The organism is Neorhizobium tunisiense, from assembly GCF_039631515.1.
In the GTDB taxonomy this organism is placed as follows: domain Bacteria; phylum Pseudomonadota; class Alphaproteobacteria; order Rhizobiales; family Rhizobiaceae; genus Neorhizobium.
Genome location: NZ_JBDIUU010000001.1, coordinates 1,100,875 through 1,116,894, shown reverse-complemented (window position 1 = coordinate 1,116,894; position 16,020 = coordinate 1,100,875). Strand labels below are relative to the sequence as shown.

Annotated in this window: 24 protein-coding genes; 13 read left to right on the top strand and 11 right to left on the bottom strand. The window is 63.1% G+C overall.

The features are described 5' to 3' along the window. Window positions 1–113: 113 nt before the first annotated feature. The 3 genes from ABCW43_RS05870 to ABCW43_RS05860 all read left to right on the top strand — a co-directional run bounded on the left by ABCW43_RS05870 (window position 114) and on the right by ABCW43_RS05860 (window position 2,109). Window positions 114–545, top strand: coding sequence for a Ros/MucR family transcriptional regulator (locus ABCW43_RS05870; RefSeq protein ID WP_210011115.1), 432 nt, complete (start codon window positions 114–116; stop codon window positions 543–545). 312 nt (window positions 546–857) lie between these two features. Then, window positions 858–1,289: a helix-turn-helix domain-containing protein gene (locus tag ABCW43_RS05865; protein ID WP_345922509.1), complete on the top strand. Its 432-nt coding sequence runs from the start codon at window positions 858–860 to the stop codon at window positions 1,287–1,289. Then, a complete protein-coding gene (locus tag ABCW43_RS05860; protein WP_345922508.1) occupies window positions 1,282–2,109 on the top strand; it encodes a DUF6456 domain-containing protein in 828 nt (275 codons plus the stop codon). Before ABCW43_RS05865 ends, ABCW43_RS05860 begins: the two co-directional genes overlap by 8 nt. A gap of 115 nt (window positions 2,110–2,224) precedes the next feature. Here the strand turns inward: ABCW43_RS05860 and ABCW43_RS05855 are convergent, their stop codons facing one another. Beyond that, a complete protein-coding gene (locus tag ABCW43_RS05855) occupies window positions 2,225–2,986 on the bottom strand; it encodes an SDR family NAD(P)-dependent oxidoreductase (RefSeq protein ID WP_345922507.1) in 762 nt (253 codons plus the stop codon). Window positions 2,987–3,140: 154 nt separating this feature from the next. Here ABCW43_RS05855 and ABCW43_RS05850 point away from each other — a divergent pair, with 154 nt between their 5' ends. Further along, window positions 3,141–3,740: a TetR/AcrR family transcriptional regulator gene (locus ABCW43_RS05850; RefSeq protein WP_345922506.1), complete on the top strand. Its 600-nt coding sequence runs from the start codon at window positions 3,141–3,143 to the stop codon at window positions 3,738–3,740. A 7-nt stretch (window positions 3,741–3,747) separates the two neighbouring features. Here ABCW43_RS05850 and ABCW43_RS05845 read toward each other — a convergent pair whose 3' ends face one another. Further along, window positions 3,748–4,170, bottom strand: a complete 423-nt coding sequence (locus ABCW43_RS05845) for a SufE family protein (protein ID WP_345922505.1) — start codon at window positions 4,168–4,170, stop codon at window positions 3,748–3,750. 218 nt (window positions 4,171–4,388) lie between these two features. Then, window positions 4,389–4,796: a DUF5330 domain-containing protein gene (locus ABCW43_RS05840; protein WP_345923376.1), complete on the bottom strand. Its 408-nt coding sequence runs from the start codon at window positions 4,794–4,796 to the stop codon at window positions 4,389–4,391. Between the two features lie 94 nt (window positions 4,797–4,890). On the opposite strand from ABCW43_RS05840, the gene ABCW43_RS05835 reads away from it, so the two are divergent. The 3 genes from ABCW43_RS05835 to ABCW43_RS05825 all read left to right on the top strand — a co-directional run bounded on the left by ABCW43_RS05835 (window position 4,891) and on the right by ABCW43_RS05825 (window position 7,695). Next, window positions 4,891–5,115 carry a hypothetical protein gene (locus ABCW43_RS05835; protein ID WP_345922504.1) on the top strand — a complete coding sequence of 75 codons (225 nt, stop codon included), beginning with the start codon at window positions 4,891–4,893 and terminating at the stop codon, window positions 5,113–5,115. A 146-nt stretch (window positions 5,116–5,261) separates the two neighbouring features. Then, window positions 5,262–6,797: a sensor histidine kinase gene (locus ABCW43_RS05830; protein ID WP_345922503.1), complete on the top strand. Its 1,536-nt coding sequence runs from the start codon at window positions 5,262–5,264 to the stop codon at window positions 6,795–6,797. Beyond that, window positions 6,769–7,695: a peptidoglycan-binding domain-containing protein gene (locus tag ABCW43_RS05825; protein WP_345922502.1), complete on the top strand. Its 927-nt coding sequence runs from the start codon at window positions 6,769–6,771 to the stop codon at window positions 7,693–7,695. Before ABCW43_RS05830 ends, ABCW43_RS05825 begins: the two co-directional genes overlap by 29 nt. Before the next feature lie 79 nt (window positions 7,696–7,774). Here the strand turns inward: ABCW43_RS05825 and ABCW43_RS05820 are convergent, their stop codons facing one another. Both ABCW43_RS05820 and ABCW43_RS05815 read right to left on the bottom strand, forming a co-directional pair. Then, entirely contained in the window at window positions 7,775–8,254 is a 480-nt protein-coding gene (locus tag ABCW43_RS05820) for an SRPBCC family protein (protein WP_345923374.1), read from the bottom strand. Further along, window positions 8,238–8,594, bottom strand: a complete 357-nt coding sequence (locus ABCW43_RS05815; protein WP_345922501.1) for an ArsR/SmtB family transcription factor — start codon at window positions 8,592–8,594, stop codon at window positions 8,238–8,240. Before ABCW43_RS05815 ends, ABCW43_RS05820 begins: the two co-directional genes overlap by 17 nt. Before the next feature lie 147 nt (window positions 8,595–8,741). Here ABCW43_RS05815 and ABCW43_RS05810 point away from each other — a divergent pair, with 147 nt between their 5' ends. Next, on the top strand, window positions 8,742–9,383 hold the full coding sequence (locus ABCW43_RS05810) for a dihydrofolate reductase family protein (RefSeq protein ID WP_345922500.1): 642 nt from the start codon (window positions 8,742–8,744) through the stop codon (window positions 9,381–9,383). Between the two features lie 52 nt (window positions 9,384–9,435). On the opposite strand, the gene ABCW43_RS05805 is transcribed toward ABCW43_RS05810, so the two are convergent. Beyond that, entirely contained in the window at window positions 9,436–10,302 is an 867-nt protein-coding gene (locus ABCW43_RS05805) for a LysR substrate-binding domain-containing protein (protein WP_345922499.1), read from the bottom strand. A 106-nt stretch (window positions 10,303–10,408) separates the two neighbouring features. On the opposite strand from ABCW43_RS05805, the gene ABCW43_RS05800 reads away from it, so the two are divergent. Next, complete coding sequence (locus ABCW43_RS05800) at window positions 10,409–10,801, top strand: tautomerase family protein (protein WP_345922498.1); 393 nt, start codon at window positions 10,409–10,411, stop codon at window positions 10,799–10,801. A gap of 52 nt (window positions 10,802–10,853) precedes the next feature. On the opposite strand, the gene ABCW43_RS05795 is transcribed toward ABCW43_RS05800, so the two are convergent. Both ABCW43_RS05795 and ABCW43_RS05790 read right to left on the bottom strand, forming a co-directional pair. Then, window positions 10,854–11,021: a Thivi_2564 family membrane protein gene (locus ABCW43_RS05795; protein WP_345922497.1), complete on the bottom strand. Its 168-nt coding sequence runs from the start codon at window positions 11,019–11,021 to the stop codon at window positions 10,854–10,856. A gap of 124 nt (window positions 11,022–11,145) precedes the next feature. Further along, complete coding sequence (locus ABCW43_RS05790; RefSeq protein ID WP_345922496.1) at window positions 11,146–11,481, bottom strand: GIY-YIG nuclease family protein; 336 nt, start codon at window positions 11,479–11,481, stop codon at window positions 11,146–11,148. A 126-nt stretch (window positions 11,482–11,607) separates the two neighbouring features. On the opposite strand from ABCW43_RS05790, the gene ABCW43_RS05785 reads away from it, so the two are divergent. Further along, window positions 11,608–11,952 (top strand): DUF1491 family protein, encoded by a 345-nt coding sequence (locus ABCW43_RS05785; RefSeq protein WP_345922495.1) that lies wholly within the window; start codon window positions 11,608–11,610, stop codon window positions 11,950–11,952. Window positions 11,953–11,971: 19 nt separating this feature from the next. On the opposite strand, the gene ABCW43_RS05780 is transcribed toward ABCW43_RS05785, so the two are convergent. Further along, a complete protein-coding gene (locus tag ABCW43_RS05780) occupies window positions 11,972–13,012 on the bottom strand; it encodes a DUF2336 domain-containing protein (RefSeq protein WP_345922494.1) in 1,041 nt (346 codons plus the stop codon). Window positions 13,013–13,670: 658 nt separating this feature from the next. Between ABCW43_RS05780 and ABCW43_RS05775 the strand changes: the two genes are divergently transcribed. Beyond that, window positions 13,671–13,847 carry a hypothetical protein gene (locus ABCW43_RS05775; protein WP_345922493.1) on the top strand — a complete coding sequence of 59 codons (177 nt, stop codon included), beginning with the start codon at window positions 13,671–13,673 and terminating at the stop codon, window positions 13,845–13,847. Between the two features lie 15 nt (window positions 13,848–13,862). Here the strand turns inward: ABCW43_RS05775 and ABCW43_RS05770 are convergent, their stop codons facing one another. Next, window positions 13,863–14,483: a DUF1254 domain-containing protein gene (locus tag ABCW43_RS05770; protein WP_345922492.1), complete on the bottom strand. Its 621-nt coding sequence runs from the start codon at window positions 14,481–14,483 to the stop codon at window positions 13,863–13,865. A 64-nt stretch (window positions 14,484–14,547) separates the two neighbouring features. After that, window positions 14,548–15,141 (bottom strand): DUF1214 domain-containing protein, encoded by a 594-nt coding sequence (locus ABCW43_RS05765; protein WP_345922491.1) that lies wholly within the window; start codon window positions 15,139–15,141, stop codon window positions 14,548–14,550. Between the two features lie 125 nt (window positions 15,142–15,266). Between ABCW43_RS05765 and ABCW43_RS05760 the strand changes: the two genes are divergently transcribed. Together ABCW43_RS05760 and ABCW43_RS05755 are read left to right on the top strand one after the other, a co-directional pair. Then, complete coding sequence (locus ABCW43_RS05760; protein WP_345923372.1) at window positions 15,267–15,551, top strand: type II toxin-antitoxin system RelE/ParE family toxin; 285 nt, start codon at window positions 15,267–15,269, stop codon at window positions 15,549–15,551. Continuing rightward, entirely contained in the window at window positions 15,523–15,843 is a 321-nt protein-coding gene (locus tag ABCW43_RS05755) for a HigA family addiction module antitoxin (RefSeq protein ID WP_345922490.1), read from the top strand. Before ABCW43_RS05760 ends, ABCW43_RS05755 begins: the two co-directional genes overlap by 29 nt. Window positions 15,844–16,020 lie beyond the last annotated feature (177 nt).

Genomic DNA, 16,020 nt, shown 5'->3' with positions numbered 1-16,020 from the left:
GCTTCGGTCGCAAGACGGCGGGGCGGCATAGGTTTTCTCCGGAAAGACTCTACGAACGGGCAGGTGTCGCGGAGGTCGCGGGGCCAGCCAGTCACTTAAACAGGAGACAGGAAATGACAGACATCGCATTGGGCAAAAGCCCGGATCTGCTGGTAGAGCTGACCGCAGATATTGTGGCTGCCTATGTGAGCAACCATGTGGTGCCCGTCAGCGATCTTTCGAACTTGATCGCGGACGTGCATTCGGCGTTGAGCAACACCTCTTCGCCGGCACCGGTTGTCGTGGCCATCGAAAAGCCGAAGCCCCCGGTCCCGATCAAGAAATCGATCGAGGACGACTATCTTATCTGCCTGGAAGACGGGCAGAAGTTCAAGTCGCTGAAGCGGCATCTGATGACCCACTACAACATGACGCCGGAAGAATATCGCGAGAAGTGGGGCCTGCCGGCCGACTATCCGATGGTGGCGCCCGCCTATGCGGAAGCCCGCTCCAGGCTCGCCAAGGAAATGGGTCTCGGCCAGCGCCGCAAGCGCGGCAAGGCCTGATCCGGGGCGACGCCCGACAAGGCAGGGAGGATTTAAGACCAGCCCGATGAGGACCGATCGCGACAGCGGCGGGTGGCTGGTTTTGGCATCGAAGTAGAGATGCGGATAAAGAACCGGGCCGATCGAGTGCCCGGTTTTTCTTTTTTGAAACGGGCATCGCGGGGATGGGTAGAGGAAAAAAATCCCATTATCTTTCGATGGCTTGTGGAAATTATCAACAATTTCAGCTTATAATTGCGCGGAGGCGGTTTCCAGCGTCCCCGTTTTTGCTCTAGGGTGTATGAATTAATTCCTATTAATTGAGGAGTTGTCATGCCTTTCGAGAGATATTTCCAGCCCTCCGCCCTGCCGTCCTCTTTGCCGTTTTCCCCGCCTGTGCCGGTAGATGCGGCCGGTTCGCCGAAACTTCCCGCCAGCCTGCCGCTCAGGAGCGCCTGCCGCATCGTCCGCCAGATGGTCTCAGAACTTGTCCTGCTTTTTGGCGACCGGGTGATGCTGCGCCGCGACCGGCGCCGGCTTTCCTGCCATGTGCGCCAGATCGCCATGTATGTCTGCCATGTAGCGCTCCAGATTTCGATGAGCGACATCGGCGAGGCTTTCGGCCGCGACCGCACCACCGTCGGCCATGCCTGCCACGTGGTCGAGGATCGCCGCGATGATCTGGCCTTCGACGAGTTCGTCTCGGCGGTCGAACGTATCGTCACCGCCGTTTTCGGCCTGTCGGAGGTAACGGCTCATGACTGAGGCAATCCGGAAACCGCTGATGGACAAGGCTGCGGATCCAGCCTTCAGACGACACCTCCTGCGGCTGATCCGCCAGCTCGCTCGCGGCGATTGCGCGATCGCGGCGGGTGAGGCGGGTGAGGTTCGGCTCATCGGGGCCGAAGAGCGGATCTATCCCGAAGCGGTGATCGCGCAGGCCCGTTCGCTCGGACTGGCGCAGCTTGCCGACGGAAGGATCGCCGCAAGTGCGGCGGCGTCCGGCTTCCTGCGCCGTGCGCTGGTGACCGGCGAGGAGGTGTTCGTCGAGCAGCATGGCGAGATCGTTGTGACCTCCGCCGAGATCGACGGCACCCGCCAGTCCGTGCGCCGGAACCTTGCGGAATCACCGCTTGGCGTGATCGCACGGATGAAGGATCGCGAGGGAAAACCCTTTTTGCCGGCCGAAGCCCTGGATGCCGGTGAACGGCTGGCTGCCGATTTCACCCGCGGCCAACTCCAGCCCCGAGTCACCGCGTCTTGGGAGCCGCGGCTCGCCACCCGCGCCAAGGGCACCGCCGGCGGCCAGGCCGACATCGCCGACAGCGCGATATCGGCCCGCAACCGTTTTTCGAGGGCGGTGGAAGCGATGGGGCCGGAACTTTCCGGCGTCGCGATGGATGTCTGCTGCTTTGTGAAGGGTCTTGAGACGGTGGAACGCGAACGCCAATGGCCGGCCCGCTCGGCCAAACTCATGCTGCGCACCGCGCTGCTCGCACTCGCCCGCCACTATGCACCGCCGGCTCCGGCTAAGCGCCGCCAGAGCCATCATTGGGGAACGGAGGATTATCGGCCGGTCCTGTGATGGAGAAGACGCTCCGTGCTGCCGCAGCAAACGCCGCCTACGTCCGCTTCCGCTCGAAGCGGACGAGGTCTCTGGCGTCTGCCAATGAGTGCGGCGAAACCTCGGGCCTGGACGCTCAGGTTCCGAGACCGCCAGCGACGTTGATCTGCTCACCGTTGATGTAGCCCGCATGCGGCCCGGCGAGGAAGCAGATGGTTTCCGCCACCTCCTCAAGAGTCGCGATGCGGCGGATCGGATGCATGTCGAGGATGGCGTCGCGGTTCGGGAGTTCCCCGGCAACGTCTGCCGCCATGTCCGTCGGCATGATTCCCGGCTGGACCACGTTCACGGTGATATTGCGCCGGCCAAGGTCGCGCGCAATGCCCTTCGCATAACCGGCGAGCGCCCATTTCGTCCCGGTATAGTCGGCGACGCCGGGGAAGGGGACGTAGGAGCCGAGGAGGGAGCCGACGAAGATGATCCGGCCGCCGTCGGTCAGCTTTTGCGCCGCAGCACGAGTGTTGGCGATCGTGCCGAGCACGTTGACCTGCCACTGGCGGTTATAGTTGTCCCAGTCGAGTTCCGGATCGTCCACCATCTGACCCTGGATGGCGATGCCGGCATTGTTGACGAGGATGTCGAGCCTGCCGAATTCGGCCATCACCGTGTCGATCAGCGGCCTTGCGGAAGACAGGTCGGCCTGGTCGCTCTTGACTGCAATCGCACGAACCCCCTTTGCCCTCAGTTTCTCCACGACGGCTTTCGCCTTGTCGGCCGAGGCCGCGTAGCTGATCGCGACGTCTGCACCGTGATCGGCGAACGCTTGCGCCGTCGCGGCACCAAGGCCGCGCGAACCGCCGGTAATGAGGACGACCTTCCCCTTGAATATGTTGGACATGAGTATCCTTTCCCTGTTCGACGGGGCTCCGCTCGGTCCTGCCAAACGGCACCCAATTTCATAACGAATGTTACGATAACGATCGGTATGAAATTTGACAGTGCCGGTCAAGCGGTTTAGTAACGATCATTATGAAAATGGCTGAGCAGGGCTGATGGGACGCCATCGCGAATTCGATGTGGAGAAGGCGCTCGACGCCGCATTGTGCGTCTTCTGGCGCAAGGGGTACGAAGGTGCTTCCTATGCCGACCTGACAGAGGCGACGGGCGTCGAGAGACCAGCGCTCTATTCCGCGTTTGGCAACAAGGAAGCGCTGTTCCGCAAGGTTCTGGCGCGCTACTACGAGCGGTATGTGGACTATCTTCCCGTTGCACTTCAACTCCCGACGGCGCGTGAGGTTGCGGCGCACGCTCTCCGTGGCGCAATCGATCTCACCACCCGTCATCCCGACCACACGGGATGCCTCGGCATCCAAGGGGTCCTGGCGGGATCGGATGAAGCGGAGCCTGTCCGGCAGGCCTTGATAGAGGCGCGCGCCGAAGGCGAGGCGCAGCTTCGCGAGCGCTTCGAGCGGGCAAAGGCCGAGGGTGACCTGCCGGAGACGGCCAGGCCCGACACCCTTGCAGCGTTCCTGATGGCTGTTCTTCACGGCATGGCGGTGCAGGCCAAGGCCGGCTTCAGTCGTGAGACGCTGGAGGCCGTTGCCGAGCAAGCGCTCTTAGCGTGGCCCGCGGGCAGGGAGAAGGGTTCTTGAGGCGCCCTCAGGCCGCAACCCTGATCCTTGCCTCTTCCCGGATTCGCTTGACCATTGAGCGCAGCCCGTTGGCACGCTGGGAAGACAGGTGTTCGACCAGGCCGATGCGGTCGAAGATCTCGATGGCATCTGTGGCGGCGATCTGCGAGGCGGTCTTGCCGGAATAGACGGCGAGTACGATGGCGACGAGACCGCGTACGATATGGGCGTCCGAATCGCCCTCGAAGGTCATCACCGGGTCGGCACTGCCGTCCCCGAGATGGCTGACCAGCCAGACCTGGCTTGCGCAGCCCTGCACCTTGTTTTCTCCGGTCTTCTGGTCGTCGGGCAGGTCCGGCAGCGCCTTGCCGAGTTCGATCACGTAACGGTAGCGGTCTTCCCACTCGTCGAGGTATTCGAAATCGTCGATGATCTGCTTGAGGCTGGCCATAAGCGCTCCGGTTCTTCTATCTGCTCCATATAGGCACTGCAGGCCTGGATAAAAGAGAAAAATGCGCCGTGAGGGGTTCAATCCTCACGGCGTCAGCACATGCTGAATACAGGGCAGGCAGATCAGGCACCGGGAACCGTGGCAATGAGAGCCTGGTGCAAGCTTTGGAATTCGGAGTCGGATGAAACGTCCGGTATCAGGCGGATTGGCTGCGCCAGTTAATGTGTCGGGCGTTTCTGCGGGACCGGCACGGTGCCGGTGAAGATCGTATCGGCGGCCGTCTCGGCCTGCTTGGCCGGGAAAGGGGTCGGTTGCGGATCGGCGAGCATCGCGGTCTCTTTGCCCTTGTCGCCGAACTGCTTGTCGAGCAGCTCGAAGGCGACCTGGGCGCCTTGTCTGGCCCTCGTGCCGAGCGCTGAGAAGGTCTCGGCACCCTTTTCGCAGACCTCAGGCTTTTCGGTGCAGATGGCGCTCACATATTGATAGGCTTCGGTCGCGGCCGAAAAGGCATTGCTGACCTGCAAAGGCGAAAGCCCCTCGGTCTCGGTCGCCGGCTTGCTGCTGAAGTAGGAGAGCACCACCAGCACCGCCGCGAACCACATACTTCCCTTGATGAGAAACCACATCGCTCTATCCACCTGTTTTTCCCGCTCTTGGGTCTTGAGCGGGCCGCCGGATCTGTGCCGGTCTTGAACATGGTTGTACCGCCGGGAAGCAAATATGGCTTTGACGGGATCGTTCGGTTTTTCGGCAAATTTGCCTAAAATGCGAAATATCCGCATTTTCAGCGCCTCTGTCGCGAACTTGGATCGAATTTTAGCGATCGATGTTAAGCATAATTGCGGCAGTCCGCCCGAAACCCCGGGCTTTGTTGGGCGCCGGTTTGCCACAAAGGTTAACGGAAAAGGAAAAATCGAAGCAAATCCGCCGCTTACGTCGCGTTAACCACAAACTCGGAAGGCTTGGTCCTTCTGTCCCAAAGCCGGATTTTGGCCCATTGCGGGACCTCCGGCACCCCCTGTTTTTATCCTTTCCTTAAGCCACGGAGGCCTATTGTCGGCTTCGATAAACGAGTCTGTGCAGGGTTTTGCGTGCGCGTATTGAGTAACATTGCCGGAAAGGCGGTCATGCTGGTCGACGAGACCGCAAGCCGCTGGCTGTCGCGCCTCGGCGAGGGCGCGACCGCACGCCCCGGTGAAATTGCCCAGTTCCGCCGCCTCGTGTTCTGTGGCCTTGGCGCATTCGTCACCATGCCGCCGGCACTGGCGCTGCTCCTGCCGCCGGCGCTGGCTCTGCCCGTCGGTGTCGCGCTGGTGCTGTCGCTCTTCCTTCTGGCCGCGGCCGCCTCCTTTGCTTTTCCGCGCCATGCCGTGGCCTCGGTTGCCGCGCCGCCGCCGGAAGACGTTGCCTTCGATGCGATGCCGGGCCTGTCGCTCATTCTCGATCCGCATGGCCTGCTGGTGAAGACCGGCGGCCGCGATCAGCATCTGTTTCCGCCAAGCCTGCGCGAGACGGCCGGCGAACCGCTCGCCGAGCGCGTCCACGTGTCCGACCGGATCGGCCTCGTCCAGGCTTTCGACATGCTGCGGCAGGGCGTGCCAAGCGCCGTTGCCGATATCCGCATCGAGCGGCCGTTCTCGGCGGCGGGCCGCCAGTTCCTGTCCGTTCGCCTCGACATGACCGCCATCCGCGACGGCGAAGGGGAGCTCCTCTACGTGCTGGCGCAGGCGCGCGACATGTCGGAGGAGGAGCATCTTCGGTCGGAAGCCGCCGCCCATATCGCCGAGGCGCGTTCCGCCCATGAGGCGAAGTCGAGGTTCCTCGCCGCCGTCAGCCATGAATTGCGCACGCCGCTCAACGCCATTCTCGGCTTTTCCGACGTGCTCATCGGCGAATATTTCGGCAGGCTCGAAAACGACCGCCAGCGCGAATATGTCGGGTTGATCCGCCAGTCCGGCGGCCATCTCCTGTCGGTCGTCAACACCATGCTCGACATGTCGAAGATCGAGGCCGGCCGTTATGAACTGCTCACCGAGCCCTTCGCGATTGCGGAAGCCGTGGAAACCTGCCGTGCCATGCTCGATCTCACGGCCCGCGAAAAGGGCGTGACGCTCACCAGCCGTGCCCCGCGCGGGCTCGGCGAAGTGGTCGCCGACCGCCGCGCCGTGCAGCAGATCCTGATCAACCTGACCGGCAATGCGATCAAGTTCACGGGTCCCGGCGGCGTCGTGTCGATCGACGCCATGCTCGAGGGCGATGAGGTCAAGATTTCGGTCAGCGACACCGGCATCGGCATTGCGGCGGAAAAACTGCAATATATCGGCCAGCCGTTCATGCAGGTGGAAAACGCCTATACCCGCACCTACGAAGGTACCGGTCTCGGGCTTTCTCTGGTAAAAGGCCTGGTGGCGCTGCACGGCGGTCGTTTTACGATCGTCAGCCGTCCGGGCGAGGGGACCGTGGTGACGATCTCCCTGCCGGCGGACGGTTCGGGCGTCGAAGCAAAACGGGATGACTCCCGGGAGGAAAAAGTCGAATTCCCGCCGCGGCTGAGGGCAGCCCGGCATGCGGCCATGATGGACGAACAGGATTTTATCGATGACCGCGCGGAAGCGAAAATCGCCTGACAGGAAAAAACCTGTCAAGCAGCCGGGCATTCTGTCGAGCTTGGCTCTGGCGGGAGCGCGGGCTGCTGCGCGCCGGCCGAAGACCCTGTTCGGCTGCGCGGCCTTCGGCATCGTCTTCTCCTTTGTCGCCGCCAACGCGCTCTGGTACCAGCCGGGCGGCCATCCATCCCCGTTCCTCGCCACCCGGGATTCCAAGAACCCGAACCAGATCGCCGGTTATCGCCCGGCAAGGCGCACAGCACCCGCCGATGTCACGACGTTCCGCATCGAGCGCGCCGATCCGAATGCCGTAGCACCGGCTCCAGCCGCGGCACCCGCGGCCCCACCGGCGCAGCAGACGGCAGCGCCCGTGCAGTCCGCCCCTTCCGTCGTAGCCCCGATCCCGCGCCCACAGCCGCAGCAGGCCGCCGCTCAACCGGCAGCGCCCCATGAGGCGCAGCCCGCGACGCCGAAGCCCGCCGAGACGCCAAGGGCAACCCCTGCCGCACCGACAAGGCCTGTTCAATCCGCCGCCCTGCCGCCGAAGCCCGTTTCTCCGGTCCGCCCGGCCGAGAGCGCGCGTGGCGAAGACCCGGTCGCCGCCGCAATCCGCGCCTCCGAGCGCAAACCGGCCATGACGCCGCCCGCCAATATCCCGAACGCCGCCTCCAGTTCCGCCCGGCCGGCCGCAACGCCGGTGTCACAGAAGCCGAACGCATCTGTCCAGCCGAGCGACCTCGTGCTGCAGATCCAGCGCGGCCTGTCGAATATCGCCTATGCGGATGTCGGGGTGGACGGTGTCGCCGGCGCCCAGACCAAAGCCGCCATCCGCCGCTTCCAGCGCCACTACCGCCTGCCCGAAACCGGCGAGCCCGACGAACTGGTGCTGAAGAAGCTGAAGTCGATCGGCGCGCTGTAAGGCAGCGTTTCCGGGTATATTCCCGATTCTCGCGATCGCCGCCCGCCGCACTGGTGCAGGCGGCACCTAGGCCAACTGCTCAGCCATCAAGCCAGGCTGCGAGGCCATCCAGCGTCTGCAGCCCGTATTCGACCGCGCCGAAACCGATGACTACCTGACGCCGTTTGGCGCTGGGGTGGAGCTGGCGCATGGTCAGCACCGTCTTGCCATCGGTCTGTTCGTCGAAGGTCACCGTGGCGCGAAAACGGTCGGGGTCATCAGGGTCGGGCGTGCCGTAGTCCATCACGATCCGCTCGTTCGGCACGATCTCCAGAAAGCGCATCAGGTTTGGGAAGCGCTGTTCCTTGCCCTCGAACACGCCCACCATGTCGAACCGCCAAACCCCGCCCTCGCGGATATCGGCTTCGTGGGTCTCGATGCTGAGGCCGGCCGGGCCATACCATTCGGCCAATGCCTTGGGGTCCATCCAAGCGGCAAAGACCTTCTCGCGGCGGTGGTTTAGCAGCTTCACCAGCACGATTTCGCGGTCCAATGACCATGTCTCAAACAGCTTTGCCATTTCCTTCACCGTCCTCTTCGGTTTTATCCAGGTAGACCTCGAGCCGATCCAACCGTTCGGTCCAGCGCCGGCGCTCCGATACCATCCAGTCCGCCGCCTCGTCGAAGCGCGCGTGCACCAGACGGCACCAGCGGCTGCGCCCGCGCTTCTGGCTGACGATCAGCCCGCAATCCTCCAGCACCTTGAGATGCTGGGCGAAGGAGGGCAGCGCCATGTCGAAAGGCTCGGCCAAAGCGCTGACCGACAACTCGCCCTCGACCAGCCGCGACACCACGGCGCGGCGGGTCGGGTCACTGAGAGCATGAAAGGCGAGGTCGAGCGGAGTCGAATGGTAAGGCATGTGCGTCAGTAAAGTGGTCGGGTGCGACGGTCAAAGATAAGAAGGTACTTGCCTTAGTATCGGGCTTTGGATACAAAGGCAAATACCTTAGTATCCGGTTCTGAATATGAGGCGGTTGAGGTGCAACCACACGCAAGGAGGATCCCGGTGGTAGTTCGTGTCGATCTCATGATCTCGCTCGATGGTTTCGCGACAACGACGGACCAGACGCCCGAAGCCCCGTTCGGCGAGGACTGGCCGCGTCTCGTCGGTGCGTATGCGGCAACGCGAACGTTCCGCGAGCGCGTGTTGAAGGATACCTCGGGAGCGGGGACCACAGGTGTCGATGACGAATACGCGAAGGCGTACTTTGCTGATGTCGGTGCCGAGATCATGGGCGCCGGCATGTTCGGGCTCCACAACTTTCCCGACGATCCGAACTGGCGTGGCTGGTGGGGCGACGAGCCACCGTTCCGCTGCCCGGTCTTCGTCTTGACACACAAGCCGCGGCCCTCCCTGGAGATGGCCGGCGGCACCACGTTCCACTTCCTCAATGCCACACCGGTTGATGCGCTCCAACAGGCTGTGAGGGCCGCAAATGGCAAGGACGTGAGGATCGGCGGTGGCCCCACCGTGGCTCGCGACTATCTCAGGGCAGGCCTTTTCGACCGCCTCCATGTTGCTATCGCGCCGATTTTGCTCGGGCGCGGCATGCGCCTGTGGGACGATCTGCGCGGCTTCGAAACGGGCTACACGGTCAAGGCGGAAACGGCCGAGAGCGGCACCGTCCACCTTACGTTTCAACGATAGCCGTTAGCCTGTCCATCGGACAGGAAAGTGATCAGGGACGAGAGCTTGCCGCTCAGCGCATCGCCACCGCTTCCAGCACCAGCCGTTTCAGCTCTTCGGCAGGAGGAGCGAGGCGGGTTTCGGCGACGTGCAGCGCAAGCTCGATCGCGCCGAGATCGGGCAGGCCCGCGTCTTTCGCGTCAAGCGCGGCAAGCTGCGCCGGTTTGCCCTCGACGATCCGGGGGGTGACGCCGAGCCCTGCGGTGACCGCTGCCCAGAGGCCGGCAAGGCTCGGGCTGGCGAACGCGTGGCGCCAGGCGATGCCGTTGCGGTCGAGCGCGTCGATCGCGGCCTTGCGAAAGGCGCAGGGCGGATCGAAGGCGACGATCGCAAGCGTCTCTCCGGGCATATGCCGAAAGCCGTCCGGGCCGATCCAGGCGATTTCCCGCCTTGCGACGATCTCCGCCCGCGGACTGGCGAGCGTGCCCCAGGTCAGCGCCACGTCGAGTTCGCCCTTGTCGATCGCCTGCACCATTGCGACCCCGCGGTCGACGCGTGCCTCGACCCGCACCTTCGGATGGATCTTCGAAAAGCGCCCGAGCAGGTCGGGCAGCCAGGTTTCGGCGAAATCCTGCGGCACGCCGATCCTTACCCAGCCTTCGAGCCTGCCGACGCCGCGCACCGCCGCCCGCGCCTCGTCGTTGAGCTCCAGGATGCGCTTGGCATAGCTGAGCAGGATCTCGCCTGCCTCGGTCAGCACAAGTCCACGCCCCTGTTTCTGCAGCAGGGTTTCGCCCACCTGCTCCTCGAGCTTCTTCAATTGCAGGCTGATCGCCGAAGGCGAACGGCCGAGCCGGTCGGCGGCCTTGGTGAAACTGCCGAGCTCCAGGCCGAGCGCGAAACTTCTCAACGTGTCGATATCGAGATTGATGGGCAGCATGATCGTTGAGTTCTGCTAAAGAATTCGATTGAAACTTCGCGATTTTCAAAACGATTGTGCGGGGAGAAGATAGCGGCGTCAACAGAAATCCGAAAAGGAGAACGTCATGCCCTTCGTTCACGTCATCATCGCCGGCAGGAATATCGAGCCTGAGGCCAGGCGCCATCTGCAGCAGGAAACCACGGTGCTGATGAACACGATCATGCGCAAGCGCCGCGAGGTCACCGCGGTCCTGGTGGAGGAGGTCGATCTCTCCGGCTGGACCGTCGGCGGCGAACCTCTGGAGGTCGCCGCGCATGTGGAGGCCAATGTCACCCTCGGCACCAATACGGCGGAGGAGAAGCAGCGTTTCATCGAGGCGATGGATACGCTTTTGAAAAAGAGCCTCGGCGAGATACCGCTCGCCACTTATGTCATCGTCCGCGAGGTCGAGGCGGACGCCTGGGGTTTTGGCGGGGTGACGCAGGAATACCGGCGTACAAATGCGATGACGGCGTGACCTGAGCCGCAGATTGGGATGGCGCCCGGCATGGCCGGGCGCATCTCTGCCTTTAAAAAACGGCGAGATATTTCAGCAGCGAAACGATGCCGATGATGATGATGATGATCTGCGCGATCTGTTTCGCGCGGCCATCGATCGGCAGGCGCGCGACGAGATAGAGAACAAGGACGATCACCAGGAAAGTGATCAGAATGCTGATCAATGCGGAAGTAGCCAAGCCCCAAACTCCTTTTCATGACAGTGCCGTACGGCACCGATGTGTAATTATAGTGCGCTCAGTGAAAGGAAAGGGTGCCGCGCACGATTTCCCGTTTCTTCTCAGGGACTTCCGAGCGACGGGCTCAGACCGCCTCGGCGCCGAGCTCCCAGGCCCAGTGAAGGTGCCGGTCCTTCAGGGTCCGGTCGCGCAGATAGCCGGTCAGCGCCTCGTCGATCTCCTCCAGCCGCTCGATCGCGAAATCCTCCGGCCGGTTTGCGTTCCAGGCCGCCTGCAGGGTGTTGCTCTGATGGCTGCCGTGCCGGAGCGTGAACCACACGCGGTTCTGGATCTTGTCGAGGTCGCCCGAGCGGCCGATCCATCGCTGCCCCATGGGCGCGAAACGGATGGCATAGATGCCGGCCGGCGCCTTGCGTTCCTTGTAGGCGGAGATCGCCGCTTTCCTGTCGATGGTGTTCATGTCCGTGCCCTCTTTGATGGAGGCGTAGCTAATATCACCCGGGTAATATTATGGCAATAGTTATATCCGGGTAAAATTGCGCGCAGGCGAATTTGCGCTGGGCCGCGAAGCGCCGTAAGAGGGGGCATGCGCCTGAAATCCGAGATCGTCGTCTCCGCCATGATCCGCCGCGTCTTCGGGCTTGGCGGTTTTGCCGCCGTCGAAAAGAAGGGGGCGGAGGCGGCGGGCGCGATCTTCATCCGCCAGCGTTTCCGCGATGGGCTGGAAACGCTCTTTGCGCCGGCCCCGCAGAATTTCTTCGGCGAAGAGGACGACGGCGGGCGCAAATTCGAGGTGAGGGCGGAACGGGCCGAGCCGGAGGCCGTCCGCGAGATGCTGTCGCGCGAACTGCGCTTCGATCCGGATCTCTGGCTGCTGGAACTGGAGATCGATGACGTCGCCGATCTCTTCGAAGTGGTGAAGCCGACCTGATCGGCCGCGCTACGACCGGTCAGCGCACCCGGTAGAGGCCGTTGAGCGGCTTGCGGGCGCTGGCGGTGGTGCGGATCACCCGCGGCTGGCGGCTGTCCTCCGCGCGGTTGTCGGCAAACATCGGCTGATGTTGCGGTTCCGCATAGGTGTAGCTGTCGGCGCGGCGCCAGGCCTCGACGCGCTTTCCGCATTCATCCTCGTCGAGCGCATCCCAGAGTGCGGCGGCGCGCGTCACCCCGTCCTGCGCCGCGCCCAGATGGTCGTAGAGACGCTGCAGGATGAACAGCGCATCCTCCGTTTCCATCGCCAGGCCCTTCAGCGTCGCCGCGAGCTGCTGCCCGGAAATGTCGAGCATGATCCGTTCCGCAAGCCAGTGGCTGGCGGAAAGCGTATCGGCGAGCACGGTCGCAAACAGCCCGGTTTCGCGGTTGCGGGCAAAACGGACGAGCAGCGCCTCCTGGATCGGTGAAAGATTGCGCAGGCCCAGCCGGTCGGCAGCGGGCCGGTCGACATGGCCGGCAAGCGCCTTGATGCGGCTGCGCAGGAGTTCCTCGCGCGCACTGCGTTCCGCCTCGTCGACCATGTCCGGCGTCGGCCGGCGCGGCAGGAGCGCGTCGAGGTTTTCGGGCGAGCCGCTGCGCTTCGTGCGGTCGTGGCGCAGCCCGACCAGCGCGTCGATCACCGTCGGCGACAGCGCCTCGCGGCGCACGATGGCGCGGGCATGCGCTTCCCCTTGCGTGCGGGCAATCGCGATCAGCGCATCGTCGGAAAGGCAGGTCGAGGAGGTGAGGAACGGTGCTGCAACCGAGATCGGCTGGCTGGCGATGAAGAAGGCGACGGCCGGCGGAATGTTCTTGCATTGGGAGAGGGCCGCGACCGCATCGCGGCGGGCCTCTTCGGAAGATGCGGAAAACAGCGGGGCGAAAAGCTCGGCGAACTGTCGAAGTTCCGACCGCGAAGGGTACGGAAGACTTTCGAAGCTCGTCACCGTGGCCATCAGCACCACATCCTTCTTACGCATGGCCTGGGGCCTTTCAAGGTCTCGAAACTCATTCGTCACTGGCAAACTCGCAATCAACGCAAAACAAATCCGGAGTGCCGAACGCCGATCAGGTGTGCCGGAAAAGCTCGCCTGGCGCTCTCATCGTACCTTGCCTGGGAAACTCCCGGTGGCGCGCCGCCCGCTCACGCAGCTGTGAGAACATCTGCAGAATGGGGTCGCCTTGGTTTAACCGGATGCTAACTCTTGGAGGGTTAACGGTCTGTGAAAATGGGTCGTTTTGATACGCCTGTCATTTCTTGCAGTTTCAGTGTTTCAGGCATGAGATTGCGGCTCCGATCGACGCCTGCAAAGGCCGTGAACCAAACCGACGCTTCTGCGTTTTAGGGGCGGACAACAGACATGCACCGGTACCAAGTGCTATATTAGCAGTAATGCATTGTTAACGGTCGTCTGGCTGAATTCAGGCAGTAACCGGCGTGTGTTTTGCCGGGTTTTCAAGTACCGGTTGGCCATCGCGTTCCTGTGGCCATCCCGATAACGGCCGGTTCAGGCGGAACCGGCCGTTCATGCGGAAATGTCGTTGCGCCTTCGAAAAAGGCGCACAGGCGAGAACGGCGCGGATGCCCGGACTTGTTCGGGAAGCGTCAGGCCCTTGAAGGGCAGGGTGAGATCGGTCCGTCTTCATCCGTCTCGAATTCCTTAAACGGAGACGAGCATGGCAGAGATCGTAGTACTGAATAGATGGCGTAGCGAGCATGAGCGCCGGCCGCAGATCAGGATCGGCGAAAGCGAGAACGCCGGACAGGTTCTGCTGTTCACCGGCGTGCGATACGAACGTTTCGAAGATTTTGGCGACCGCAAGGCTGAAAATCACGCGGTACGTGCCGAATAGTCGGCAGATAGCAGATCAGAACCGGCTTCGGGAGCGCCATTCGAAGGGCGCGCAGGTGGCCTGGTTCAGGAATTGCGACACGATACCCGCAAAGCTTGGTTGCGGGACGAGACTTCTCAAGACCACATATCCCTCCGCTTCCCGCGCTTCCACCAGGATCGACTGCGAAACCGCCTGAGGCAGCGCCTTGCGCAATGCCGTCAGCTGCATCGGTGATGCGATCACCACATCCAGCACCCCGCCGGACGACGTCCGGTCATTGATGCTGAACACCTCGTTGGACGATTGGTCGTAGACGCCGAGCGACCAGAAGGGAACGCCGCCATTGGCGGCCGCCAGCCTCACCGGCCCCTCCGAGATATCGAAGGCGCAGACCGCCGCATCGACGAACGGATCGTCCTTGGCAAGCCCTGCGCGGTCCGGTTTTTCCCCCAGCCGATAGAAACGGTAAATCTCGCCCTCCGCCAGCACCCGCGTATAGGCGTCGCGCTCGCTGAAATCCGGCAGCGCCAGCACGATGATCAGGTGCAGCAGCGCCGCACCGACGAGCCCGGTGACCACCGCCAGCAGGACCTTCAGCGCGAAGCCGCGAGATCCGGCCTTCTGGGACGCGAAATCCCCGGACCGCAGCCCCAAACCTCGCGCGCGCAGCCGTTTAAACCCCAGACGTCTAAATCGCGGACTTCCAAACCCAAGACTTCTAGACATTGCCGCACCCGGTCTTCTCGATACGCGGCATGGTGAGGTCGATCAGCCCGGAGCTGCCGGCCGTCGGCGTGTCGAACAGCGTCAGCGTCAGCCGGAACACGCCGGGCGTCGAGACGGCCAGCCAATTGCCCGGCTTGGCGGTTGCGGAAATCGCGATGTCGAAACCGCCGTCGCTGCCGCCGTTGCGCAGCACGATGCGGGAATTGAGCGCGGTCGGCAGGTCGGATTGCGCCGAGGGCGGGGCAGCACCGGGGGCTGCGGCAAACAGCGTCCAGAAACGCGCCGGCGGCGTGTGGCCGGTGAGGCGATAGGAGCAGTTTCCGGTGAGCCGCTCGCCGGCCTGGTCGACCGAAGCGATGAAGGCAAGGCCCTCGGCGCTCGCGTAGATGAGCTTGCCGGCACTGGCACGGTGCGATTTGGCGTAAGGGTCCGCCTGCGCCGTCTGCGCCTCCGGAAAGGCTTCCCACGAGCCGAGCTTGATCGCACCGAAACCGATCGTGGCGTCGAGGGCCACGAGGGTGGACCATATCCCGCCGCCGAAGGCGATGGTGAGCGCGATCGCGATGAGGAAGGGAACACGGAACACGGGTTTGCTTTGGCCCTCGGACAGCTGTGCCAGAGGGTTAGCATTGATTCTATTGCGAAGGAATGGGCCTGCCGGCGAAACCCTGGCCCGTTGCGCGCTATAACGCATTGCGTTATAGTCTCTACATGATCAGGGATTTTGCGGATCGCGAAGCCGAACGGATTTGGTCCGGCAGCAAAAGCCGGAAATTACCCCCGGATATGCAGTCGGTTGCGCTGAGAAAGCTGCGTCTTCTCAATCAGGCACGCGCGTTATCGGACCTGCGCATTCCGCCCGGAAACCGTCTTGAGGCCTTGAAAGGCAACCGCTCCGGGCAGTTCTCGATCCGCATCAACGATCAATGGCGTATTTGTTTTATCTGGACCGAAGGAGGGCCTGCCCATGTCGAAATCGTCGACTACCATGGTTGAGACCGAATGGCTCCCGAACCCGCATCCGGGAGAAATCCTGTTGGAGGATTTCCTGAAACCCATGGGGCTCAGCCAGAACGGGCTGGCGCGTGCCATCGGCGTGCCACCGCGCCGGATCAACGAGATCGTGCTCGCCAAGCGGTCGATTTCCGCCGACACGGATCTCAGGCTGGCTCGTTATTTTGGCATATCCGAGGGTTTTTTCCTCGGCCTTCAGGCGGATTACGACCTGATGCACCGGCGCCGCGAACTGGGCGACGCCTTGAACAACATCGAGCCGCGCGCAGCCTGATCCCTCAAGGCCAGCATTGATTCACTTAAGGAATGGGTGTGCTGTGTCTTTCCGGCACGCGCGCCCGATGGCCTGTGGGGCGGGGCGAATCACTGCCCGTGCATCCGTGGAGTTTCGCTGCCCGCCCGTCCTCCCATCCCCGCCGAATGACGACGAAGGATCCCGCCGCCTGTGCCG